The organism is Paenibacillus sp. FSL R7-0652 (assembly GCF_038595045.1).
In the GTDB taxonomy this organism is placed as follows: domain Bacteria; phylum Bacillota; class Bacilli; order Paenibacillales; family Paenibacillaceae; genus Paenibacillus.
On the sequence record NZ_CP152001.1, the window covers coordinates 4,465,876 to 4,486,892 of the forward strand.

Annotated in this window: 22 protein-coding genes and 1 tRNA gene; 5 read left to right on the plus strand and 18 right to left on the minus strand. The window is 44.8% G+C overall.

Annotation, left to right across the window (positions count from 1 at the left end):
* Positions 1–8 precede the first annotated feature (8 nt).
* Positions 9–1,484 (plus strand): aminotransferase class I/II-fold pyridoxal phosphate-dependent enzyme, encoded by a 1,476-nt coding sequence (locus MKY97_RS19625; RefSeq protein ID WP_342556394.1) that lies wholly within the window; start codon positions 9–11, stop codon positions 1,482–1,484.
* A 155-nt stretch (positions 1,485–1,639) separates the two neighbouring features.
* On the opposite strand, the gene MKY97_RS19630 is transcribed toward MKY97_RS19625, so the two are convergent.
* The 8 genes from MKY97_RS19630 to MKY97_RS19665 form a co-directional block, all read right to left on the minus strand.
* Complete coding sequence (locus MKY97_RS19630; protein ID WP_342551974.1) at positions 1,640–1,957, minus strand: DUF1292 domain-containing protein; 318 nt, start codon at positions 1,955–1,957, stop codon at positions 1,640–1,642.
* 97 nt (positions 1,958–2,054) lie between these two features.
* On the minus strand, positions 2,055–2,609 hold the full coding sequence (locus tag MKY97_RS19635) for a copper amine oxidase (protein ID WP_342551975.1): 555 nt from the start codon (positions 2,607–2,609) through the stop codon (positions 2,055–2,057).
* A 514-nt stretch (positions 2,610–3,123) separates the two neighbouring features.
* Positions 3,124–3,312: a hypothetical protein gene (locus tag MKY97_RS19640; RefSeq protein WP_342551976.1), complete on the minus strand. Its 189-nt coding sequence runs from the start codon at positions 3,310–3,312 to the stop codon at positions 3,124–3,126.
* 259 nt (positions 3,313–3,571) lie between these two features.
* Positions 3,572–3,991, minus strand: a complete 420-nt coding sequence (locus tag MKY97_RS19645) for an organic hydroperoxide resistance protein (protein ID WP_184190451.1) — start codon at positions 3,989–3,991, stop codon at positions 3,572–3,574.
* A gap of 204 nt (positions 3,992–4,195) precedes the next feature.
* The gene (locus MKY97_RS19650; RefSeq protein ID WP_342551977.1) at positions 4,196–5,905 is read right to left on the minus strand and encodes a CotH kinase family protein; all 1,710 of its coding nucleotides are present in this window, start codon (positions 5,903–5,905) and stop codon (positions 4,196–4,198) included.
* 155 nt (positions 5,906–6,060) lie between these two features.
* A complete protein-coding gene (locus MKY97_RS19655; protein WP_342551978.1) occupies positions 6,061–8,277 on the minus strand; it encodes a M1 family metallopeptidase in 2,217 nt (738 codons plus the stop codon).
* Positions 8,278–8,441: 164 nt separating this feature from the next.
* Entirely contained in the window at positions 8,442–10,067 is a 1,626-nt protein-coding gene (locus tag MKY97_RS19660; protein WP_342551979.1) for a recombinase family protein, read from the minus strand.
* A 240-nt stretch (positions 10,068–10,307) separates the two neighbouring features.
* Positions 10,308–10,379: transfer RNA gene (locus tag MKY97_RS19665), tRNA-Val, on the minus strand.
* A 194-nt stretch (positions 10,380–10,573) separates the two neighbouring features.
* Here MKY97_RS19665 and MKY97_RS19670 point away from each other — a divergent pair.
* The 3 genes from MKY97_RS19670 (at position 10,574) to MKY97_RS19680 (ending at position 11,938) form a co-directional block, all read left to right on the plus strand.
* The gene (locus tag MKY97_RS19670) at positions 10,574–10,849 is read left to right on the plus strand and encodes a hypothetical protein (RefSeq protein ID WP_342551980.1); all 276 of its coding nucleotides are present in this window, start codon (positions 10,574–10,576) and stop codon (positions 10,847–10,849) included.
* A gap of 271 nt (positions 10,850–11,120) precedes the next feature.
* Positions 11,121–11,564: a GNAT family N-acetyltransferase gene (locus MKY97_RS19675; protein WP_342551981.1), complete on the plus strand. Its 444-nt coding sequence runs from the start codon at positions 11,121–11,123 to the stop codon at positions 11,562–11,564.
* A 137-nt stretch (positions 11,565–11,701) separates the two neighbouring features.
* Positions 11,702–11,938: a DUF3892 domain-containing protein gene (locus MKY97_RS19680; protein ID WP_342556395.1), complete on the plus strand. Its 237-nt coding sequence runs from the start codon at positions 11,702–11,704 to the stop codon at positions 11,936–11,938.
* 102 nt (positions 11,939–12,040) lie between these two features.
* On the opposite strand, the gene MKY97_RS19685 is transcribed toward MKY97_RS19680, so the two are convergent.
* The 4 genes from MKY97_RS19685 to MKY97_RS19700 all read right to left on the minus strand — a co-directional run bounded on the left by MKY97_RS19685 (position 12,041) and on the right by MKY97_RS19700 (position 13,417).
* On the minus strand, positions 12,041–12,322 hold the full coding sequence (locus tag MKY97_RS19685; RefSeq protein WP_342551982.1) for a hypothetical protein: 282 nt from the start codon (positions 12,320–12,322) through the stop codon (positions 12,041–12,043).
* A complete protein-coding gene (locus MKY97_RS19690) occupies positions 12,306–12,533 on the minus strand; it encodes a hypothetical protein (RefSeq protein WP_342551983.1) in 228 nt (75 codons plus the stop codon). The genes MKY97_RS19685 and MKY97_RS19690 overlap by 17 nt, the downstream gene beginning before the upstream one ends.
* A gap of 179 nt (positions 12,534–12,712) precedes the next feature.
* Entirely contained in the window at positions 12,713–13,045 is a 333-nt protein-coding gene (locus MKY97_RS19695; RefSeq protein WP_342551984.1) for a DUF3889 domain-containing protein, read from the minus strand.
* A 57-nt stretch (positions 13,046–13,102) separates the two neighbouring features.
* Complete coding sequence (locus MKY97_RS19700) at positions 13,103–13,417, minus strand: hypothetical protein (RefSeq protein ID WP_342551985.1); 315 nt, start codon at positions 13,415–13,417, stop codon at positions 13,103–13,105.
* Between the two features lie 286 nt (positions 13,418–13,703).
* Between MKY97_RS19700 and MKY97_RS19705 the strand changes: the two genes are divergently transcribed.
* A complete protein-coding gene (locus MKY97_RS19705) occupies positions 13,704–14,606 on the plus strand; it encodes a manganese catalase family protein (protein WP_342551986.1) in 903 nt (300 codons plus the stop codon).
* Positions 14,607–14,776: 170 nt separating this feature from the next.
* Here the strand turns inward: MKY97_RS19705 and MKY97_RS19710 are convergent, their stop codons facing one another.
* From MKY97_RS19710 to MKY97_RS19735, 6 genes are all read right to left on the minus strand, one after another.
* A complete protein-coding gene (locus MKY97_RS19710) occupies positions 14,777–15,163 on the minus strand; it encodes a DUF5071 domain-containing protein (protein WP_342551987.1) in 387 nt (128 codons plus the stop codon).
* A gap of 131 nt (positions 15,164–15,294) precedes the next feature.
* Positions 15,295–16,140, minus strand: coding sequence for a barstar family protein (locus MKY97_RS19715; RefSeq protein ID WP_342551988.1), 846 nt, complete (start codon positions 16,138–16,140; stop codon positions 15,295–15,297).
* Positions 16,141–16,170: 30 nt separating this feature from the next.
* Complete coding sequence (locus tag MKY97_RS19720) at positions 16,171–16,494, minus strand: hypothetical protein (protein ID WP_342551989.1); 324 nt, start codon at positions 16,492–16,494, stop codon at positions 16,171–16,173.
* A gap of 456 nt (positions 16,495–16,950) precedes the next feature.
* A complete protein-coding gene (locus MKY97_RS19725) occupies positions 16,951–18,666 on the minus strand; it encodes an ABC transporter ATP-binding protein (RefSeq protein ID WP_342551990.1) in 1,716 nt (571 codons plus the stop codon).
* 50 nt (positions 18,667–18,716) lie between these two features.
* The gene (locus tag MKY97_RS19730) at positions 18,717–19,748 is read right to left on the minus strand and encodes an iron ABC transporter permease (RefSeq protein ID WP_342551991.1); all 1,032 of its coding nucleotides are present in this window, start codon (positions 19,746–19,748) and stop codon (positions 18,717–18,719) included.
* 1 nt (position 19,749) lies between these two features.
* Positions 19,750–20,805 (minus strand): iron ABC transporter permease, encoded by a 1,056-nt coding sequence (locus MKY97_RS19735; protein WP_342551992.1) that lies wholly within the window; start codon positions 20,803–20,805, stop codon positions 19,750–19,752.
* Between the last annotated feature and the right edge of the window lie 212 nt (positions 20,806–21,017).

Genomic DNA, 21,017 nt, shown 5'->3' on the forward strand with positions numbered 1-21,017 from the left:
CAGCACTGATGAATCACCACCGTACGCCGCTGTTTACCGCTTTGAAAAATCATGCGGCACTCAATCCGGTACAGTTTCATATTCCGGGACATAAAAAAGGATTGGGAGCGGATACCGAATTCCGTGAATTTATTGGCGATAACGCCTTCTCCATAGATTTGATCAATATCGCACCACTCGATGACCTGCATCAACCCACAGGTGTCATTCAGGAAGCACAGATGCTGGCCGCGGATGCCTTTGGAGCCGATTATACCTACTTCAGTGTACAGGGTACAAGCAGTGCGATCATGACGATGATTCTATCGGTATGCAGTCCTGGGGACAAAATCATTGTGCCGCGCAACGTGCATAAGTCCGTTTTGTCTGCTATCATTTTCTCAGGAGCCAAGCCCGTATTCGTCTCTCCTGCACAAGATGCCAATCTCGGCATAGATCATGGTGTAACCATTCAGTCCATTCGCCGTGCGCTTGAACGCCACCCGGATGCAAAAGCTCTGCTTGTCATTAATCCAACCTATTATGGTGTATGTACAGACCTTAAAGCCATCGTAGACTTGGCTCACAGCTACCAGGTGCCTGTACTGGTGGACGAGGCACACGGTGTGCTTATCCATTTCCATGAGGATCTGCCGCTGTCAGCTATGGCTGCTGGAGCCGATATGGCGGCTACGAGTGTGCATAAACTTGGCGGTTCAATGACTCAGAGCTCCGTTCTGAATCTGAACACCAAAAACGGCTTTGTCAATCCACAACGTGTACAGACCATTTTGAGTCTGCTTACATCAACATCTACCTCATACGTACTGCTTGCATCGCTGGATACGTCGAGACGCAATCTCGCCCTCCATGGTCACGAAATTGCACAAAAGGCCATTGAGCTTGCGGAGTTTGCACGCCGTACGATTAATGACATCGATGGATTGTACTGCTTCGGTAAAGAACTGTTGGGTACAGAAGCAACCTTTAATTACGACCCGACCAAAGTTACAGTTCATGTGCGTCATCTCGGAATCACAGGTTATGAGACCGAAAACTGGCTGCGTGAGCATTATAAGATCGAAGTTGAACTTAGCGACATGTACAATATTCTGTGCCTCATCACGCCAGGTGATACTGATGACAGCGTGAATATCTTGCTGAATGCACTGCAGGATCTTTCCCGTACGTATTATCAGGTCAATCCGGCACATGAACTGGTTGTTAAGGTTCCAGATATTCCTCAGCTTATGCTGACACCACGTGATGCCTTTTATGGAGATACCGAGGTCATTCCGTTTAAGGAATCCGCTGGACGTATTATATCGGAATTCATCTATGTGTACCCGCCAGGTATTCCGATCCTGCTTCCGGGCGAAGTTATTACACAGGAAAACATCGACTATATTATTGACCATGTTGAGGTTGGATTGCCGGTTAAAGGGCCGGAGGACCGCAGCGTAACTAACGTTAAAGTTATTGTGGAAGCTGACGCCATTTTCTAGAAAAACGAAAAACAAATGATTCGCAAAAGGACCGGGCTGGATGAAGCTCCTGGTCCTTTTGTTTGATTGCATTGTAATCCTGTTATACGGGATGAATAAAAAACAAAAGACCCCCTGAAATCAAGGAGCCTTCATGTTATACTGCAAAAGATCGACTATTCTTGAGAAGCAACCAGTTCGTTGTAAGCCGCTTCAACACGGTTCCACTCTGATTCGTCTTCAATATTGTAGAGCACCATTTCCTCGTCTTCTTCTTCCATACGCAGGATGATGCCGTCAGCTTCAGGATTGTTGCGTTCCAGCAGGAGTGCATAAACATGATCCTGCACGTCAAACGTCTCTACCAAAACCATTTCCACGTCTTGACCGTTCTCGTCGGTCAGCGTGAGAAGGATCTCTTCATGCTCATGATCGTGATCATGGTCTTGACCGCATCCGCAGTTATCTCCATGCTCGTGTTTGTGATCGCTCATTGTAATACCTCGCTTCATCAATAGAAAATGTGTAACCCTGCATATCGTAACATGTTCGCAGAGCCAGGTCAATTTAACGCACAGCGTTACTGCGCCATTAATTGTTCAGGGCTGTAATGATTTTTTCGGCCACCAGAACATAGCTGCTGTTTGCATTTTCTTTAATATGAAAACCGATCTGGTACTTGCCTGCACGACTAAAATCATATGTGAAATCATACGTGCGGAACCAGAAGTTATCCTTCTGTGTCGTCAGATCCTGAGCCTGAATATCTTTCACCTGACCGCTCGGGTCCGTGATCGTGACTTTCACGGCGGCCACATCTGCAGTCAGGCTGTCTACTTGTGAGAACACATTGAATTTCAATTTGCCCACATTAACATTCCCAAACACAGTGTCTCCTTTAAAGAGAAAAATATGTACATTAGGCTTAATTACCGTTACCCGCTTGCTGCTGTTATCCCACCGAGCAAGCCCTCCTGCCTCCCGAACAGGTACATATGTCGTTCCATTAATCAAATAACCTCCGTCAGATGCTTCCTTGCCGTTAATGAGCACGCGAATCTTCTCGTTCACAGCGTCCGCAAATAACAAAGACCCGCCCAGCAAGGAGAATACCATGACACACAGCAGTACTCTTTTCCATTTCATTCCGTCAATATTCCCTCCCCTGCTGTTTGCTTGTTTGTACATTTATACTGCGAACGCGGCTACAAAGTTGCGCTGTTTTTCATCATTTTTCATTTTTTATCCAAAATATTTACCACGCTTTGGGAAACGTAAAAAAAGGCTATCCCGCTGTCAGGATACCCTAGTATGCCACTTATTATATATACGCTATTAGACGAAGTCTCAAGAGGATACATGACGGGTTAGAATACAGGGAACCCCTTTGCCGACTGCCCCGCCTTCTCTCATTCGTGAGGCATATTCCGTGCCTCGTGAGCAGGGAGTCTTACAGCGTTCACATACATCGGATGTAACCAGCTTTATGGATACACGCAACTTATCACTTTTTAACGCGGGAGCCTTCTTTCCCTTTGCCTTTGCCATCCCGGATTCCCCATTTCCCTTAATGCTTACTGAATACTGCATCATATGGGGGAACGCCCAATTGTGTGCCTATTTTGGATACGCTGAACTAATCATATTTGCATGTTCAATTCTAAAAAACGTATTTAAATAATAAAAAGATTAACAGCAGCATACCTCCGAGAATTAGCCAGTTGCTAATCTCCCACCAAATGCTTTTCCCTACGCCAGAGATCAGCTGCTGTGAACGTTCTTCATGACGCTGCTGATGTGTATATGATTCCGATCCATCCGTCGGCCTGTCAAATTCTCTAAAATCCATGCTGCACCTCTCTTTCAGCGACTGCGATAATGGGTTAGCTTCGTTAATTGTGAACTTTCTTATATCCATATACGCAGACCCATTTGCTAAAGTTTCAACATTTTTACATTTATTAAATTTTCACCGTACATTCAATATATTTCGGAGCCGAATTATATTTTTCCCAACTTCATTCATAAAGGAAAAACCTCCGATTACTCGGAGGTTTAGTCTAATCATATTCCATTATTGAGAATAGTAAGCTCGAGTCCTGATTTACTTACGCACGTTCTACTTTAACGTTAACATTTCCTTTGATCGCTTTGGAGTAAGGGCAGTAATCATGAGCAAGCTTCACAAATTTCTCTGCAGTTTCCTCATCCAGACCCAAAATTTTCACTTCAAGCTCAACATCCAGCTTCACACCACCATCTGCCGGGTCTGCTACCAGTGCTACAGTTGCAGATACCGTACTGCGTTCAATGGTTACGTTATGTTTCTTCAATTGGAACTCCAATGCAGAGTTAAAACATGCGCTGTATCCTGCCGCAAACAGCTGCTCCGGGTTCGTAGCCGTAGTTACTTGTCCACCAAGCTCAGGCGGTGCAGCAACATCCATCATAAATACATTATCCGGCGATTGTACGATCCCTTGACGTCCACCTGTATTAATGACTGTTGTTTCATATAAAGTTTTCATATTCAATCTCTCCTCTTTCGATTTCATATTTGTTATATTGGCTAAACATCATTTCATTTAACTTGTTCACAAATTGATTGTACACAATTTAATTTGAGTTGTAAATAGTTTTTTTATAATATAAAAAAGAGACGCCTTTGAAACGCGTCTCTTGGTATCATCTAATGAACAAGCTTTCACATTACATAGCAGAGATCGCAGAACCTATTGGGTTGTATCCGATTGCTCCGCTTTTTTAGTTTCTTGGTTGCCTGAATTGGGCTCGAAGCCCTGCCATGGGCCACCGCCATTCATCCCTTTTCCTTTATTAAGATCATCTCCCAGCTTTGTTAGGTCGACAGAAGAAGCATCGATAAGGGTATTCGGACTCGATTTTTGTTCCTCCGCAGCAGCAGGAATCGTTCCGTCAAGTTGTCCCTGTATACTTTCCGCACGCAGCGTGCCTAATTTGGTCAATTCGGCCACAGCCGCTTTATACTTATCGTACGTAACAAATGCCGTAGGATCATTTTTAACATAATCGGTAATCAGATGGTTCAGCGTCTGTACCTTTTGCTCAAATTGCCCGTCTGCGAAATAACCGTCTATAATTTCCTGCAAATATTTATGGTACTTCGCTTTGTACTCAGGTACCTCCAGCAGTTTACTTAATATAGGACGTTCTTCCATCGTCACACCGGACAGTGGTGTATCTATAGCAAGATTAACTACATCGGATGCTGAACCTGCCATGAATCCACCAAAAGCCATATTATAGTCCCATGGCAGCATACTGAGCTGTCCATTATTCTCATACAAATAATAGTTATGACCCATATTGGAAGTATAGCTATCCATATTCACAACCACGATATGCGCTGCAAAATATTTCAGCACAGCATCCACATCCACAACTTTCTCAAGATTAGAGCCTGCATTCAAGTTTTTAAGTGCCTCAATGACACGTTGTTCATCTTCTTCCGTTGTTTTGGTCTTTGCATTATCAAAAATGCCAGAATAACTGGAAACTTTATCATCCGTATAAACTAAGGATACGCCGTTCGTGTCACCCTTCATTCTGCCGCCTCCACCCGGTCCGCGATTACCTTCTCCACGACCTCTTGCGGGCTGTGAATCGGTAGTGTCCTTGCCAATTGCTGCACCTGCATCACTTGGTGGTTCCATGCCTTCAAGGGGCAGAAAATCTCCCATCCCTGCAGCGTCACCTTCTGCTGGCGGGTTACCCATTGGATTCCCCATTCCGCCCGCTCCCATATTGCCATCGTTATTGGGTTTATAGATTTCGCCTTCACCATTCTTCGCACGGTCCAGATACCCGCTATCTATATCTTCAACAGCAAGGTATAAGCCCCATGTCTTTCCGTTTACGTTGATATTGGCAAAAGCAAACAGCGGTGCGTCAACGCCAATATAACTCATGATGTCGTAGCTAAGATATTCTTTCATGTAACTGGCATCCGAGATCATATTATTTACAACCATTTTGTCGAGTCCATTCCAGGTCTGACCTTTGACGTATTCGTCAAACTTGATTTTGAAACTATACCGATCCGTTGTATCGTCTCCTGCCACTTGTCTCAAACTCGAGTTTCCTTTGGCTCGAATGCCTACATTTTGAATCGTTGTTCCGTTAATCGTTACATTGGCTTTGATATAATTCTCCTCTGCCGCTGTGTCCAGCATTTTTTGCCAGGCATCCTCATCCACATCAATGGAAAAAGACATCACTTCCGTTTTATCAAAGTTCTGTGCATAAGACGTAGTTTGGGCATTACTTTCACTCGTTTGTTTTTCTGTATTTACAGCCGTTTGTTGTGTTATCGTCGTTGTCTCCGCTTCGCTGCTGCAAGCTGATAACAGTATCGAGACAATCACCGTTCCTGCCATGACGTTTCTCCATTTGTTGTTCATCATCCGTTTTCCCACCTTACATCTCTTTTTTAATTCTGCTACGGAGAAGTTTAAGGGAGAAACCTTAAATGGAACTGAACAGGCAAAAAGAGCCGCCTCTTATAGCGGCTCTCCATAAACATATCTTTTTTTATGCTTCTAATTTATTGTAAAATGCATCATTCGACTTTTTTGCTAGTTTTCAACTTACCGTTACGATCCAGCTCGTAATATTGGTAAAGATTTTGGGAAATTGTAAGGGATTCCTGATTTTTTTCCATAAAAGATGCTGCAGCCTTATCCCCGAGGTGGTCGTCATTCCAATAATAATGAATCAGGAGCCGATTCTGATTATATGGATGTTTAATGACATAGGCTCCCGAATGGCCAGATGCGTTCATGGCGTTTTTCCAGTCCAAACCAATTTTACCTGCCCGGTCATTCATGCTTTGTTTCAGAGCCTGCACAATGCCATTAGACTTCGCATTACCAATAAGAATCAGGTTGCTGTCGCCAATCTCACGTTTTAGCTTCTGCTTCAACTGCTTGCGGTCACGAACGATATCATATTTTATGCCAAATACATCAAAAATCTGAGTTAATTGGCTGGTTGCTTGTTCCTGCTGTTTTGCAGCTGCTTTGCTCACCTGATCACCAAGTACAATGGTTAACGGTTCCCCTCGGAAAGACTTGTCCATTAGACGAACCATCACTTCATAAGGCATGTTTGGAATATTATTCATAAGAGACTCGTATTGCGGCTGATATGCGTCGTGCATATAGGCTGCCATCTCATCTTTGGACATTTGATATTCCTGCTTGAGTTCAAATCCAGGTTGAATCAACGCTTTTTCCATTTCCCGACGCTGTTCTTTACCCAGCACATCCCCTATGGTATCAAGCAATCCATTAATCGAAGCGTTTTGGTAGATAAAACGGTTAAAGTACTCTTTCATAAACGCATCAAACTGCTGTTCACCAACGGAGCGGTATAATTGGTAGATCGCCTGACGTCCCTTTTGGTAGAAAATATAATCAGCCATTTCTCCTGCCTGCTCATTTGTTGAAGCAATGGGTATATCAATAGGTGACGGATCGAGCTGAATCGATCTGAAACCTCCCAGCTTATTGCCCTGCTTTTCTAAAAAATACACCGTGGAGAAATCGGCAAAACCTTCATCCAGAAAGGATTCCGTTTCTGAATTGTTCCCAATTAAAGCATGGAACCACTGATGTGCAATTTCATGCACAAACGTCGTATCATCTTCAGGCAGTACTTCTGCAGGACGCTGCGGCATCTGTATTAATCTTGAATATTCAACGCCAAAACCATCCACATACGTTTCGATAATCCGAAAATCGGGATAAGGATATTTACCATATTTCTCACTATAAAACGCGATGACTTTAAATGCATAATCGACGTACTTGTCCACTGCAGCTTTCTTGACAGGGTCATCGCCGGAATAAAAATATTCTACAGTTAACCCATCTCGCGTCTCACGTGCTGACTTTAAATTCGGACCAGCAAAAAAAGCAAATTCTCTGGTGTTCGCGGCGCGCGCTGTGACCACTTTCCGTCCGCGTTCGGCACTGTCTTTGGAAGTGATCTCTCCCGGCATGACGACCTTATATGAATCGGGCACATTCAGCTCAACATCGAAATCAGACGAGGTATAGTAATCACTCTCAAAGGAAGTGCTGTACGTTGTCTTGTTCCACTGATGGCTGTTTTCGTCATATACAGACATGACCGGAAACCAGTGTGCCGCATTAATCTGATCCTTATAGTAAGAGAGCCGCTGCATCCCATACGGAATATCGAGCAGAAAGTCCACCTGCAGGGTGATCGATTCACCCGGCTGCAGAGGCGTTTTTAACTGCACGCTTAATGCCTGATTTCGGTTGCTAAAAAGAAGCTTATCCGCTGGTTTTTGATTTTCCTGCTGCTTCACTTCCAAAATATCTATCCCGCCCAGAAAGTCTGATGCTTTTTTATCCGGATTTTCTTTGGCTATATGCTCATTCTGACCGATATACATTTGTGTCTGGGTCGCTTTAGATCGATTGGCATCCGCATAGGTATGCATCACTAACTCCTTAAGCGTATCTTTGCTTGTATTCCGATAAGTCACGGTCTGGCTTGCCTGTATATTCATCTCTTTCTCATCCAGACGCGCCTGAATCAGATACTGGATCGGTGATTGATATTGAGATACAGCCTGCTGCGTGCCGTAATTTGCTTGTACCTGCTCCGCACCAGCGGCCGCCATGGACCCTTGTGACGCCTCCGCATGCGCAGCATAGATTAGTGGGGATGCCGCAAGTGTCATCACCAGTGTGCTCAGCATCGCTTTTTGAATAAAGTTCGTGGATTTGATTTTTGAAAGGTGCATGTTGTCTCTCTCCTTCTGCTGTATGTTCTTCACATATAACAATAGAGGCTTAACCTTACGTTGAAGTGTAGGTGAAGTTTAAATTTTGTTAAAAAAAGAAAAGAAGCCCTGCTGCGCAGGACTTCTCGTATTGATCTGCAGTGGGCACGAACCACACTACTCTGTTAACTCTCAGCATATTTACTTTCACTAGATAAAAGTCCTAAGAACTCTTTAAGCCTAGCTTTGATCTCTACTGAGATTTTCTCTTTACTAACGTAAACAACATCAATCAATGTACTTAACATCATTTTCTTTTTTTCCATTGAGGCTTCATCAAAAACATCATGCCAAACCGGAATATACTCTTTTAATGTTTCCATTTCAGACAGTTCAATCTTTTTAGAAGAAAGTATTCCTTCAGTTTCATTCATTTCATTGGTATTTTGCATAATCTCCAATTCTGTCTTCTCAATGAGATCATTAAGAATCTTTGGTTTGAAGGCACTTTTGCCCATAATTGATTTAGTGACTTCGGCGTTTAGAACCGATAGCTCATTATAATTTTCTTCAAGTATAGACTGCAGGTTCTTAATTTTTGTCTCTTCCTCATTTGATATTTTCTCTTTGATTAGATCTATTTTTGAACTGAAATCTATAGTTTCGAGTTGATTCAAGTAACTATTTACTTGCTTCATTACTTGCTGCTCAACTTTCTTAGACGAGAAAGTAGCTTGACCAATACAATCGGTTTTCCCTTGTAATTTTCCGGTACATCGATAACTTTTATTTTGATTGTATCTAAGTATTTCTCCATTTGCAGCCTTATATTTATTAACAAATGTTGTTGAAGTTAGCCTTGAATTACAACACCCGCATCTCGCTATCCCAGTTAGAAGTAAACTGCCTTTTGTGCTTATGGGAACAGAATTATCGTTCATTTTCTTATTTTTAGGATTCTTTTTTTCTCTAATATCTTGAGCTGAATTCCAATCCTTTTCGGATATTATAATTAATTCAGGAATGGGCTTAGAAAATGTATCGTCTCCCAATCCTTTCCTGTATCTCATAATTCCTTTATATATAGGATTTTTAAGTATGACATTCACAGTAGCCGCCCCCCACTGTTTAGCCTTTCTTGTGGGTATGTTCTCTTCGTTCAACAATTTAGCTATCCTTAATTGTCCGTATCCTTCTTCTAGTACCAGTCGGAACATTCTCTGTACCACCAAAGACTCTTCTTCGTGTTTTACTAATTTAAGCAGCACCTTACCCTTTTTATTAAAATTACCGGAATCAACACCTCTATACCCATATGGTATACCACCACCTCGAAATATACCCTCTTCCACCATTTGCTTATGTTTTTCGTTCACCCGATCCGAAGTTTTTCTGCTTTCTCCGCTCGACTGCCAGAATCTAAGAAAGTTGATCATCCTGTCTGTATGTACTTCAATTTTTTGCTGTCCTTCTATTACAGACCACATCTCGATTCCTTTGTTTACAAACCACTCAACTAAGAAGGGAGTCTCATCATCTTTTCTGCCTAATCTATCAAACATAAATACTAGCAATACATCGAACAATCCATTTTCTGCGTCCTCTTTAGTCCTTTGAATTACATCTCGGTTCAAAGCAGATACTTTGAACCCTGAGACACCTCTTTCAGTATATTCTTTTACCAACTTCCACCCCTGCTGCTTTTCAATCATTGCTCTACAAGATCGCCGCTGCATGGGTATGTCATTTCCGTCCAATTGTCCTTTTGTAGATACTCGATATAGAGCTGCAACTCGTTTAATTTGTACCAATTATTTCACCACCATATCTTTTTTCTGTTATATAAATCTGAACTCCCTACTACTACTTTCACAATTAGTTAATATCTAGATTATAGCATTAAATCAATAAGATATAATAAAGACTACCCACATATTTTTGCAGGCAGCCCTCCGGTTCAAACCATGTTTAGTTGTCATCTTCTTCAATTAATCGGACATAACAAAAAACAGCCGTGAAGGGCTGTCTAAGCTAAGTAATATTGTTATATATAGGACGAGTGGGGATCGAACCCACGACCCTTACCCTGTCAAGATAATGCTCTCCCGCTGAGCTATCGCCCTTCATTAATTACATTATAATACAGTTAAGATTAATGATTCAATATGTCACCCCATCTATACATCAAACTTCAATGAAGTAATAGTATTATACCAAGTAAACGCGTTCATTGTCAATCATTAATTTGGTTATAAATTGGCTGGATTGGAGCAGAATAATGGAAACATTACCATTTTGGGAAACGAGGTGAATTCCTGTGAAATACGCCGTTCGATATCATCTTTACCAGCGCGAGCAGTTTCAGAGTAAACATTCTCTCTTCCGCACAATGAATTGGCTGGTCACATGCGCTCTTGTTCTCCTTACGATGACCGGCTGTACATTACAGCGGGATGAACATACGGTGCAGTTCCAGCAGCTGCAGCAGCCGAATGAACAGAGCGAATCGCTGCCCGTGTGGATGGATGTATATTCCAAATCAGTTGTCCATGATGTTTATTCCCCACAGGGGAATACCGAGATCTTACCGTGAAAGCTGGATGCAGCAGGAGAATAAGGCGCTGTCCGCAACATCATTCATCTTCATCCCATTTGCGAGAATAAGCTTTTTTGGTCACAACATACAACAAAGCGATCATGCCCGCCGACATCAGAAGTGTAATCGTCATAATACCTGCCATTCCCATCACTCTCTCCTCCTCCAAAGTCCCAGTATGTACCAAACTTAACTATACAGGAAAAGCATTTTTTTGTATAATGCAGTCTGAACTTGCCGCGCATGGAGCAGAAAGAAGGAATTGAATTTGGCAGCTGAAATCAGTTATGTTACGACAGAAGAAGAATTGAAGCAGGCACTTGAAATTCGCCGTCAGGTATTTGTAGTGGAGCAGCAGGTACCTGCTGAACTTGAGATTGATCAATATGACGTGATCAGCCCCGATGTACATCATGTGCTGCTTCATACGGATGGCCAGGCTGCTGCCACAGGGCGTCTGATCTATTACAGCAAAGACACGGCCAAAATGCAGCGGATCGCTGTACTCGAATCCTACCGGTCATTTGGTTATGGACGTGTGCTTCTATTAGCAATGGAGGAGCTTGCTCGCGAGCTGGGGCTAACCTATTCACTGCTGGATGCCCAGTGTCAGGCTCAGAAATTTTATGATAAACTCGGCTATGAAGTGATTTCGGAAGAACCTTTTTATGATGCGGGTATTCTGCACGTTCGTATGCGAAAAACACTCTAATCATTCTCGGAGTCCAGTTCAATAGCGGTTCAATTAATCTCCGGAAAACACTGCATGGGATGAATACTTCTCTCTATTTCGGACAGGCTAACAGGGTAACCCATTCCCATTTGGTCATAGAAGGAGAGTGTGACATGATGGATCAAACAACACGTGAAACGTTCACAGCAGTGCAGAAAAATGGTGACGGTGATTTGACCGCCTTCCAGACATCCAACGGACGTGTACTGGATTATCAGCAGGCCCTGAACGAAGTGAAAGCCGGAGCGATTGCGGGTGTGAATGTATTCAAAGGTAAGGATGGAGAAATGTATATTCGCGGCGATGCCGACGGGGACCCCACCAACAATCTGGACCAGCTTCCGACTTTCTAAAAGAATGACTGAACATACAGCGCCAATCCAACCGGGTTGGCGTTTTTTGCTCTGTTTTATGTCTGACTGTGCTGTGCTTAACCTTGGCTCTCGGATGACTGATTAATAATCGGTAAAATATTTCACCGCACTCCCTCCAGGCTGCGGTTTTCGAACCATTTGCGCTTCCTGCTCCCAAGCCTGCAGAATCTGTATGCTTTCCATCGCAGACGGGTTATCCCAAGCTATGTGACCTTTCCGTTCAAGTTCGAGCAGGGATTCCCGAATCTGGACGCGACTGCGGCCCGTTTTGTTCTCCAACTCATCCATTCGCGGGATTCGCCGCCGCTGCCCTGCATAGTTCACGATGATGCGTAAAATTTTGCGTTCAAAGTCGTTCAGCATACTTGATTACTCCCTTCCGATTCCCTTCGGTGACAGGACGCCATGCCAGAATATTTTGCTCCAGAAACGTCCGTGGTGCCCCTTCTTTGCCATCGGATGCCCGAATCGTTCCGCCGCGCACACTATTAACTCGAATCTGCCGCTGCGTAATCTGTCCTGCACGATCCATATATACAAGCTCCACCATCTGGCCAACATATTTTCCAAGCATGATCATCCCTCCAGTAAGAACGTTTGTTTGTATTCATTATTATATGCGAACGTAAGTTCTTTATTCAATAACAAAAAAAGGAATTTTTCAAAATAAAAAACCAGACTTGGTCCTAAAGGAACAGGAGTCTGGTTCTGCTTTAATTTGGAGAGTTTAGTTTGGGGTACAGCCTGATCTGATCAGTGACGATCTGATTCAGCAAATTGCACTTTTTTTAACTGCTGCGTATTCGGATTAAAATCAACATTAACATATACGTCAAACTGCTTGCCATCTTTGGCACGAACCCACAGCTTGAACTGCTCTCTCGACTGATTGGCGCTTAGCGAGGAGCGGCCAATATGTTTGTAGTCTAGAATGTCGACATTGTACTTGGTTTGGGTTTCTTTCACCGCTATGATCCCCCACTTCGCATAATCCGGTATGCTGCTGGATGTGGAGGCTGCTGCTGCAGCTGTAATGCCTGACAACCCAAGCATCAGCGTTAGTATCGTAACCATAAGCGCTCTCATGCATCTCACTCCTTGGGACCAATGTGTTGCTGATATCGTGCCCCTTTGGTCTGCATTTTACACCCACATTCGAAAAATCCAGACAGCGGGCCACAGCGAAAAGGGGACAGCAAGCATCAGCTTATCCAGTGCTCCAACCTCGGAAGTATGACTAAAGCTCATTCCCCAATCCCCGGAAAGAAAATGCTGCTGTGCCTGTGATTCTTCAGTAGGCTCCAAACCATACTTTTCCATAAGTATTCCCCTTGTCTGTTCATCCACCTGGACGTCATTCCCTACACCGCTTGCCAGCACATGTGCACTGTTTGTGTAAGTTAACAATATCATTAAAAAAATCAATAAACATGCTGTAAGTAACCATCTAAATCTCATATGTATTTCTCCCTTTCTGCTTCGAATCCATGACCAAGATCAGTACGACACTTTGCACAACTTGTCTGATTGTACATAATCATTGTGAAAATGGGAATACCAAACGGTGAATTATTCACCACATTCGGCAAGCATTCTTGACGAATTAGCACATAACCCTTTAGACCCATTTCTTAGTTTATCTGTTTAGGAAAACCATATATCGTGTAATGGGCTTTGACTGACCAAGCTGTAGGCACACTACCTGAACTCATTTGCACCCCATATTCGAGGAGGTTATATTTGTATGTTCAAACGTCTGGATGAAATTCTGATTGAGATCCCCAACGTCGAAAAGCCTGATCCCAATGCAGCGGCAGCCATACAGGAACTGCTTGGTGGTAAATTTGGAGAAATGTCCACCCTGAACAACTACCTCTATCAATCCTTTAATTTTCGTTCCAAAGAAAAGCTCAAGCCTTTCTACGACCTCGTCATGAGTATTACGGCTGAAGAATTAGGACATGTTGAACTGGTGTCACATGGTATAAACCACTGTCTCAGAGGATCAACCGAATATAAAGAACCCGATCAGACGCCGCTGGGTTCCGTGAAGGATGCAAGGCTGTCGTATCATTTCCTGGCAGGTGCCCAAGGCGCGATGCCTTTTGACTCTATGGGTAATCCATGGACAGGTGCCAATGTCTTCAACAGCGGCAATCTGGTGGAGGATCTGCTGCATAATTTCTTCCTCGAATGCGGCGCCCGTACGCACAAGATGAAAGTGTACGAAATGACGGACCATCCCGCAGCGCGCGAAGTTGTCGGTTTCCTGCTCGTACGCGGCGGCGTGCACGTCGTGGCGTATGCCAAAGCAATCGAGATTGCGACAGGTGTCAATGTGACCAAGTTGATTCCGATTCCGTCACTGGACAACAAAGCCTTCAACGAGGCTCATAAATATGAAGAAAAAGGCGTTCACACCAAACTGTACACTTACAGCGACAACGACTTCAATGCCATTGACCAGATCTGGAAGGGCACACACCCCGAAGATGGACAACCTCTGGAAGTGATTCAGGGCATCCCTCAAGGCTTCCCGATTCCAGAAGCTCCGGCGGTGGAGGAAGAATTCGCACCAGGCATCTCACACGAGGATTTCAAGGAGATTGCGCGCCGTCTGAAAATGGCAGGTAATATTGCGGATTAAGGAATTAATGTTTAGTATTTGTTTGAAAGGTTTCCTCCTGTTAAAATGCAGTTTGTCTTAAGTAGAAGTAAAGCCCTCACTCCCAGCTGCTTCAATGCAGCGAAGATCTGAGGGCTTTGTTATGAGATTGGTCGACTCATGGCTCCAATAAGCATGTTAGAGCATACACACTACTTTATCTTGTTGAGCAAAAGTATGATGGCTTCATCCATCTCCTCAAGCACCTCGCTATACGTAGGCTGGTCAATTATTCTTTCTAAGTCAGGCTTTAGCATATATAAACATTCTAAAGGTAATCGGGAGATAAGGCCTGTCAGCATGAAATACTCCCACTGCGGATCTCTCGTTTGGAATACATCTCGAACATGCGGAATCAATTCGTCTCCAAACCTCAACAGTATGTCTTCCACCGGCTGAGAAATCGGCCAGTTCCCATCCTGTAACCACTTCATAAGCTCAGGTAAGACATCTCTCAGCTCATCCTTACTGCATTTGGAAAGCTTCTCTACAGCTTCAAAGTCATGTTTATCTTTGGGTAACATCGTTATGATATTCATGTGTTATTTCCCCTAAGGAATCTGCCCATTTTTGAAAATGTATAAGTATTTTCTCTAAATTCTCTACTCCGCCTGCACCTCGAAACTATCCATCAATTATGAAGTAATGCTCATTCAGCAAGCCAAGTCCGCTAATATGAACCCGTTTTATCAAATGAACTACAGCTAATCGTTACGTTCCTCTCAGTAAGTATTTCTTTTATTTGATAAAAGAAGCTGTCCTGTGCTTTCATTTTATCATCTACATTAAATAAATGAATGACGAACGGCTCTCTTGCTCCAAATCTACCGCAAAGACAGTCCTCCAGACTATCCAAACTGTAACCAAAGTACCCGCCCGGCCCGTTTACAGCCTCACCTAGTGCACAGAAAAAAGAAGCAGGATCGGTTACATGGGCTGCATCGATATAATAATGGCCTTGCTGTTGATCTTCTGTAATTGGTTTGGTACTGGAAAATAATCGGGCAGCTTCTAACCATGCCAGGCGTTGTTCGCAGGACAATCCTATCCACTCATTCTTTTTAGCAAGAGGTGTTCTGCGCATATCCCAAACCAAAAGACTCTCTTCTGCCGCCACTTCAACCAAATTTCCAACGAATTCAAGCTGCTGCAGCACTTCATCGAAATCCGAAAATGGATCATAAGCATAAGACTCTTTAAGAACAAAATAATAAGATCCAATTGGATTTTCTTCATCGTTAAGAATAGTCAGATATACGTTGTTAATATATGTTTTACGATGCTTGCAGTACGCTGCAAACTCTTCATCATATCCAAAATCTACGAACGTGATTTTATGAAAATCTTCGCCATCTATTTTCTCAATACAGCTTCCAGTCAGCCCCTTCAGATCCAGGCATCTTCCGATGGTTAAGCCGGTCTCATCATCAATTAAAGAATACTTATTATTAATCATCTGCTCAAACTCCTTTAGGCCCCTCTTCTTCCCTGGTACAGGCACAATCATTTCGCCCATTCTTACCTATCCGTGCCTTGTCTGTCCATATCATTTCTCTTTATTCCTGAGCCACAGATACCTTCCCCAAACTCCTAAAACTCCACACAGCAGCATCGCACAGTACGCCCAGGCAAACAGCATCGCCAACCCTAATCCAATATTGGCATCCAGACGTTCATCGGTGATATGGGTATACAACGCAAAAGCAAGCGGCACAGCGCCGATGATGAAAAGTCCCATAAACCAGCCAATCAACGTTCGGGTGTCCAGGCTTTGGTTATATCCTGTGCGTTTACGTATCCCCACAAATAACAACCACAAAATCAAAATAAAAATGAAACACGTGAGTACAATTTTAACGAGATCCGACATATGGTCTACCTCCTAACTTCAAACATTCTCCAGAAGATATGCACAGCGCCGCTCATCATGAACCTATCATACAATTCAGAGCACACCCTGCCCATTATTACCCATTTTCAATGTTGATGCAATTTCACCCTCGTCAACCTGCATTCTCCTCCCTCCAAAATAAAAAAAGACCACCGCCCCGACTCCTTCCAAGTCATAGGCGATGGTAATACAGCTGTTCTTACTCCAGTATGCTTCGCACTCCCAAACGTGTTACATCTTAACTTCGCTGCATACATATCTCTTGTTACATACATGCATACATACACAGCCATACATACGTAAATAATTAAGCACTGACACACATACCTCATGTTCGATAAGAACGATCCTGATTAAATACGTTCCTTATCACGCCAACCCATCAAACTCCGCAGCAGTTCAGCTTGATTTTGGCCTGGCAAGCCGCTCTCTCTCCTACGCACCAAACTGCGCGTAATGCAGACGGCTGTAAACACCACCTGAAGCAAGCAGTTCCTCATGACGCCCCTGCTCGGTAATACCCTGTTCAGCAACAACGACAATGCGGTCTGCATTTTTGATCGTAGCCAGTCTGTGGGCAATAACAAGCGTCGTCCGGCCTTCGGACAGCTCTGCGAGGGACTGCTGGATCGCAGCTTCCGTCTCGGTATCAAGTGCCGAGGTCGCTTCATCCAGAATCAGAATCGGCGGGTTTTTCAGGAACATTCGTGCAATGGATAACCGCTGCTTCTGTCCACCCGAGAGCTTCACTCCACGCTCACCAATAAGGGTATCCAATCCTTCTGGCATGGACAGAATCAAAGATTCCATCTGGGCACGGCGGGCGGCCATCCATATTTCTTCTTCCGAAGCATCCAGCCGGCCGTACGCAATATTTTCGCGAATCGTACCATCAAAGAGGAATACGTCCTGCTGCACGATTCCGATCTGGCTGCGTAAGGAGTCCAGCGTCATGTGCTGAATGTCTTGGCCATCAATGGTAATGCGCCCTTCCAGCACATCATAGAATCGCGGCAGCAGACTGCAGAGCGTCGTTTTCCCTGCTCCTGACGGGCCAACCAGAGCTACCGTTTCACCGGCCTGCACACTCAGATCGACACCTTTAAGCACAGGCTCCTGGTCCGAATAACCGAAAGTCACCTGCTCATACCGAATGTCCCCGCGCAGATGGGATACCGATACAGCATCAGCACGGTCCTTGACATCCGGCTCCATATCGAGCAGATCTGTGTAGCGTTTGAAACCTGCAATCCCTTTGGGATAGGTTTCAATAACCGAGTTAATCTTCTGAATGGGTGTCAGGAACACATTCGACAGCATAATAAACGCGATAAATTGACCGTATGACATACTGCCATTAATAACAAACCATGTGCCGCATACAAGTACAAATAGAGATACCAGCTTCATCAGCACATAACTGATCGAAGAGTTCCACGCCATAATTTTGTACGCAACCAGCTTGGTTTGACGGAATCGACCATTGTTTACGGCGAATTGTGCTTTTTCATACTCTTCATTGGCAAAAGCCTGTACCACGCGAATACCTGTGATATTATTTTCCACACGAGCATTGAAATCTGCAATATCGCCAAACATTCGGCTGAATGCTTTGGACATTTTGTTTCCGAAATACAAGGAGAGATAGATAATGAGCGGCACAATGATAAACGTCAGAATGGCCAGCTTACCATTGATGCTCATCATGATGCTGAAGGCACCCACAAGCGTCATCACCGCAATAAATACATCCTCCGGTCCATGATGGGCAATCTCCCCAATATCCATCAAATCATTTGTCATCCGGGATACCAGATGTCCGGTCTTTGTATTGTCAAAATATCGGAAAGATAACTTCTGCACATGATTGAACAGATTTTTACGCATATCCGTCTCGATATTAATCCCGAGCTTATGTCCCCAATAGGTGACAACATAATTCAGGAATGAATTCAGCAGGTAAATGCCCAGCAGTGCCAGACACGCCCACAAAATCCAGTCCCAGCGTCCGCCTGGCAGCAGATCATCCACTACCCGGTTCACGGCCAGCGGAAACGCAAGTTCAAGCAGCGCGACCAGAATTGCACAGGTGAAATCCAGAATGAACAGTTTTTTATAAGGCCTGTAATAGGCAAAAAAACGACGAAGCATGAACCAAGTTCCCCCTTACGGCAATCCTCCGTCAATATGGTGATTACCTTTTATTTCGTCCTGCTTAAGAGATACAGGAAGTATGGTGCACCGAGAACAGCAACCAGAATCCCGGCCGGAATCTCCGAAGGCTGCAGGATGACACGGCCCAGCGTATCGGCAATTAGAACGAGTAAAGACCCGACCAGTGCAGACGCAGGCAGCAAAAGTTGATGTTTGGGACCAACCAGACGGCGTGCCAGGTGAGGTCCGATCAATCCAACAAAACCAATACCACCGCTGACAGAGACACATGATCCCGCAAGACCTACGGCGGCGGCAAGCAGAATCAAACGCTCACGCTCTACGGGAGCACCGAGCCCGCTTGCGGTCTGATCACCGAGGTTTAACACGTTAAGTACACGTGCCTTCATCAGCACGAGTGGTACAAGCACCACCATAAACGGCAGCAGAGCACTTACAAACTTCCAGTTGGAGCCCCAGATGCTGCCTGCAAGCCAAGTGGCTACAAACTGATATTTCTCCGGACTAAGCCGAAGCGTTAATACGATCATAGCTGAACTGATCCCGGCCGCAATCCCGATGCCTGTGAGCAGCATTCGGGTAGGCAGGATGCCTTCACCCTTTTTGTAAGAAAGTACATAGATCAGAAATGCCGCAAAACCCGCTCCAATCAGAGCAAGAACCGGAAGCAGAAAAATCGGAGCTGCGGTCGTCGTTGGGAAAAAGGAAACAAACAGCATCACCATAAGTCCTGCTCCTGCATTAATACCAAGTATCCCCGGGTCGGCAAGCGCATTGCGTGATACCCCCTGCAGAATACAGCCGGACAATGCCAATCCCGCTCCGATCAGGACGGAAATGACAATGCGGGGCAGACGGAATTCAAACAGGATTAAATGCTGCTTCGCTGTGCCGCCCCCAAAGAGCGTGCGCAGCACCTCCAGCGGCGAAAGCTTCGTAAATCCGGTATTCATACTGACAATAAAAACGATGATAATCAAAAGCGCGAGCACACTAAGAACAACGATGCCTTTTGTTTTCTTTTTACGCTCTGTACTAACCATTGTTGAGGAACCCATGTTATAGCGTCCTCCTTTCTTTCCGCGCCAGATACAGGAAGAATGGCACTCCGATCAGGGCAACCAGTGCGCCAATTGGCGTCTCGTAAGGCGGATTAATCATACGTGCAGCCAAATCCGAGAATACAAGCAGCAGACTGCCCATGACAGCAGAACACGGGATAATCCAGCGATAATCAACCCCGACCAGCTTTCTTGTAAGATGGGGAATGATCAGACCGACAAAGCCGACTGCCCCCACTACGGATACAGCGGTGCCCGCCAGAATAAGTACTACGATCAGACCAATCAGCTTAATCAGACCTGTACGCTGTCCCAGCCCTACTGCGATGTCCTCACCGAGGCTGAGCAGCGTAATCGAGCGCGAGATGATTAAACCAACGATGAGTGCCGCAAGAACCCAGGGAAACATCACTTCAAGTTGAGACCACTTCGTTCCGGCTACCCCGCCGGCAGTCCAGAACGCAAGATCTTGTCCAATTCTGAAGTACAGCGCGATCCCCTCACTGAGTGCAGACAGCATTGCCGATACTGCGGCCCCGGCTAATACAAGCCGCAGCGGTGTCAGACCTGATCTGGACGCCGCACCGAAACCGTACACAAGCAGCACGCCAAGTCCCGCTCCAAGGAATGAATACATGATGATGTACATATACGACAAACCCGGGAAAAAGGCGAAACAGATAGCCAGCGCAAATCCGGCACCTGCATTCAATCCAAGCAGTCCCGAATCAGCCAGCGGATTCCGGGTCATGCCCTGCATAATAGCCCCCGCCACAGCGAAGCAGGCACCTACCATGGCTCCACCAAGGATACGCGGCAGCCGGATCTCCCATATAATCTGATGGGGCGTCAAGTCAGGGTTAAAGTTAAATACAGCCTGCCAGACCACGCCGAGCTGAATGTCCGCAGCACCAAATGAAATGGACAGCGCCATACCCAGAGCCAGCAGCAGAATACCACCTGTCAGAATGAGAGTGGCTGTCCACGGGCGTGTGTGGATCTTGGCTGTGGGTGACTCCGTATTCGAATGCGTGGATGAACTGTTCGAGCTCATACTTGTCCACCCGCGTTATGAGTGAATCCTGTCAACCTTATGTACATAACAATCACCTCTCCAAAATTACCGCTTCTTATTGATATTGATTCTCATTCCCATAGAACATTGTAAGGGAATCCCCCCCGTCTGGCAATGGACAAAAAGGACAACTTTCTTGCAGATATGAATATTTTCACATTATTATGCATGAAAAAAGGCCATACAGAGCT